The following is a 3711-nucleotide window of genomic DNA, read 5'->3' as shown; positions in this document are numbered from 1 at the left end:
GGTAACGGAGTGGCAAAGTAGGTCGCTGCCGGTATTTATTTAAAAACCCTCAATCAATTTATTTTGGTTGAGGGTTTTGTTGTTTATACTGGCAACTGGCAACTGGCTGCTGGTTACTGGTTGCTGGTTACTGGTTGCTGGTTGCTGGTTGCTGGTTACTGGTTACTGGTTACTGGTTACTGGTTACTGGTTACTGGTTACTGGTTGCTGGTTACTGGTGGCTTGAAAATGTAGAACAAGTTTGTCGTAGATAAGGCTTTTGACTGATATTCAATTTATTTCATTAAAGAATTTTTCAATCGGTAGTTTTCTCGACTGAAAATTATCAAGTGGCTATGGTGTATCAATCTATCAATAATTGTAGCAGTTAATTTTTCATCATAGAAAACTGAGTGCAAATTCCGAAGGTTTCGGACAGTGATTCCGGAAAAGTTTCGGACACCATTCCGGTGAACTTTCGGACACCATTTTTAGTTTCCCAATTTCAATTTTGAATTTAAAGTTAGATTAAATTTTAGAAAGAGCAATAGAGTTTTTAATTTTTCTCATTGATTCTCCTTTCAGATTTATTTTATAAGCATTATGGATCACCCTATCCATAATGGCATCAGCCAAGGTAGGATTTTTAAAATAAGCATACCATTCATTAACAGGCAGTTGACTGGTTATGATTATACTTCCTGTTGTATTTCTGGATTCTATTACTTCCAGAAGTTCCTGGGTTTGTTCATTGGAAAGTGACATAAGTCCCAGATCATCCAGAATTAATAATTGAATTTTTTGGATTTTTTTTAACCATTTCAGATAATTCCCTTCCGCCCTCTTGAGAGACAGTTCTTCGATCAAAGCAGAGATTCGAATATATTGTGCAGAGTAACCAGAGCAAATGACATGATTTGCCAGGGCATTTGCAAGCCAGGTTTTCCCCGTGCCGGTAGGTCCGGTTATGATAATGTTATGGAAATTATCCAGCCAATTATTGAGGAATAGAGATTGAATAAGTTTTTTGTCCAGGCCTCTATTGCTATGATAATCAATATCATTGATGTTTGCTTCCCTATATTTTAAGCAAGCATTTTTCAGCATATATTTAATCCGCCGGTTTTTTCGCTCGCTCATTTCTTTGTCAATCAGCAGACTAAATCGCTCTTCAAAAGACATTTGTGTAAACAAGGTAGCCTGTTCCATTTGTTCAAGAAGTGCATTTTTTATTCCGTGAAGACGCAACTCTGTCAATTGTTCCAATGTGTAATTAATCATTGTGTCCTCCTCCATAATAATTTTCACCACGGACATTTGCATGATGGTTCATTGGGGTTGTTGCTGTTGCCGGTTGTGACTCTGTATAGGTTTTGTTTTTCAGGATTGACCTGAAACTATGGACGTTATATGTATTTAATTTTATCATTTTTTTAGAAATGGATTCCACAATATCCTTGTCTGTTTTTTTCGCTGTATTCAATATTCCCATGCAAGTTCTGAATCCCAATTCAGGATGTGACTTCCTGTTTAAAATAATTTCAATCAATTTTTCTGTATACTTTCCAAAATTTTTACTCCAATTAATCATCCGTGAAGGTGTCCATTCGGCATAGGCTTTATGGGCAGATGCCATATGCTCTTTTTTTGTGGAAAAGGATCCCTTTTGGTAGAGTCGTTCATGTATTGCTACTCGCTTATTTTTATAAAATATTTCTACAGTATGATCAGAATACCAAACATCAACTTCTTGCCTGGCCAGTGAATAGGGAACACTGTAAAAACATTTTTCCAATTGTATGTGATAATCAATATTTACGCGACACAGTTTATATTCTTTGTATACATAGGGTTGTGTCGGCAGGGCAAGTAATGCCGGCTTGTCCAATTCTTCATATAATTCATAACGGCTTTTCTCCAGGTGCTTGATTTTGCGGTCATTTAACTCGTCTAAAAGAGGCTGGATTGACTGGTTAAGTTCGGCAATACTGAAGAATTGCCGATTTCTTAATTTTGCTAATATCCATCGCTGGACAAGTTTGACTGACAATTCTACCTTAGATTTATCTTTGGGTTTGTAGGGTCGTGCGGGAATAATAGTTGTTCCATAATGTTGGGCCATATCCTGGTAAGTAGCATTTAACTTTGGTTCATACCAGTCAAATTTTGTTACCGCAGATTTCAAATTGTCCGGCACCAGGATCGAGGTAACACCACCAAAGAAATTGAAGGCATTGATGTGGGAGTTGACAAAGCAGGATTTTTTTTGGCTTTTACTGGCCTCGGCATAGGAATACCCACTGGCTCCTAAGCATGCTACAAATATTTCTGCCTTTTGGATTTCACCTGTGTAAGGATCAATGATATCCATGGTTAATCCTGAATAATCAACAAACATTTTCTCACCGGCTTTATGTACTTGTCGCATGGAAACTGTTACTTGTTTATTCCATTGATTATATAGATCGCAATATTGAGAATAACCATAGCCATTGGGATATTTTTCTCGATATTCCTCCCATAATAGCATGCGGGTAACTCCTCTTCTCTTTAATTCATTGTGAATGTTGGCAAAACCAGGAATTGTTTTTGTTGGATATATTAATTTTCTTTTCCTTGGAAACAATCGATTGTATAGAGTATCTGCCTCTAATTCCTGTATGTCTTGCAGAGTTAATGCACTGGTTTTGTACCTGTTGATGTAGTCTGAAACGGTTGAGCGTGCTACTGATAATGAACTGCTGATTTGACGTATAGACATACCGCTCTTTTCATGACAGATGATTACTTCTTTGATTAGGTTCATTTTTAGTCTTCCCTTCTCACCGAGATGGCTGGTGATTTTTCTTTTTGTTCTCATTTATCCCCTCTATGTTTTTTATAGAGTGAATATTCTTTTTTTTCAGGAAACTAAAAATGTATTTAACAGAAATATTTTAGGCTATTTCATATTATAGGTGTCCGAAATAACTCCGGAATAGTGTCCGAAGAATTCCCGGAATGGTGTCCGAAGAACTTCTGGAATGGTGTCCGAATCTCGCCGGAATTTCCAATAGTTGCCAAAATTCCAGGTGAGCATAATGAAAACTATCTATTTTTTATTGGTTTTGGATATAATTCACAAATAGAACTAGTGTCATATTATTGTAATGAATCTTCTTTGGAATTAATGAGAGAGCAAATTCTAACTGAATATGATGAAATACCTGAATATTTTGTAGCTGTATATGAAGTAGCCGGATTTGATAGAGCCAGTTCAAAAGTCAATATGAAATATTTCAAAGAAATCAATAAAGATATGTACAAACAATATAATCCGTCAGAATCAATTAAGTAGAGTCTATTATTTTTATTATCTTTTTATCATATTCAGAACTCCTGCCCCGTGTGCGTAATATCAAAGAGTTATAAGATTTAATTCGTAATACAGGGTGTCCTAAATTTTCCTTTATAGTATCGTAATTTAGACATATGTTTTTAGTAAACCTGTCTTCATATTAGATTAACTCTATAAAATTGAAAAATATACTGGACCATTGGAATGATCATATACCTATTAACGCATAAAATATCTTGAATATAGATTCTATCTGTTTTCTGACGATCCAAACAAACATTTAGTAGCAATTATTTATATTATTATTCTCTGAAAATTTAATGCGAAACTTGAGTTACTTATATTTAATTCTAAAAAATTCAATTATTAGTCGACAAAAATTTTACTACCAATTC

The 3711-nt window shown here is 35.1% G+C and carries 4 protein-coding genes; 1 reads left to right on the top strand and 3 read right to left on the bottom strand.

Features of this window, described 5'->3' with window-relative positions:
• Positions 1 to 275: 275 nt before the first annotated feature.
• The 3 genes from U9P79_05120 to istA form a co-directional block, all read right to left on the bottom strand.
• Positions 276 to 398, bottom strand: coding sequence for an ATP-binding protein (locus U9P79_05120; protein MEA2104009.1), 123 nt, complete (start codon positions 396 to 398; stop codon positions 276 to 278).
• Positions 399 to 507: 109 nt separating this feature from the next.
• Positions 508 to 1260 carry an IS21-like element helper ATPase IstB gene (gene istB, locus U9P79_05115; protein MEA2104008.1) on the bottom strand — a complete coding sequence of 251 codons (753 nt, stop codon included), beginning with the start codon at positions 1258 to 1260 and terminating at the stop codon, positions 508 to 510.
• On the bottom strand, positions 1253 to 2839 hold the full coding sequence (gene istA, locus U9P79_05110; protein MEA2104007.1) for an IS21 family transposase: 1587 nt from the start codon (positions 2837 to 2839) through the stop codon (positions 1253 to 1255). The genes istB and istA overlap by 8 nt, the downstream gene beginning before the upstream one ends.
• 120 nt (positions 2840 to 2959) lie before the next feature.
• On the opposite strand from istA, the gene U9P79_05105 reads away from it, so the two are divergent.
• Positions 2960 to 3316 (top strand): hypothetical protein, encoded by a 357-nt coding sequence (locus U9P79_05105; GenBank protein MEA2104006.1) that lies wholly within the window; start codon positions 2960 to 2962, stop codon positions 3314 to 3316.
• Positions 3317 to 3711: the final 395 nt, after the last annotated feature.

Source organism: Candidatus Cloacimonadota bacterium, assembly GCA_034661015.1.
Classification (GTDB): Bacteria; Cloacimonadota; Cloacimonadia; order JGIOTU-2; family JGIOTU-2; genus JAYEKN01.
This window is presented reverse-complemented; position numbering and strand designations above follow the sequence as displayed.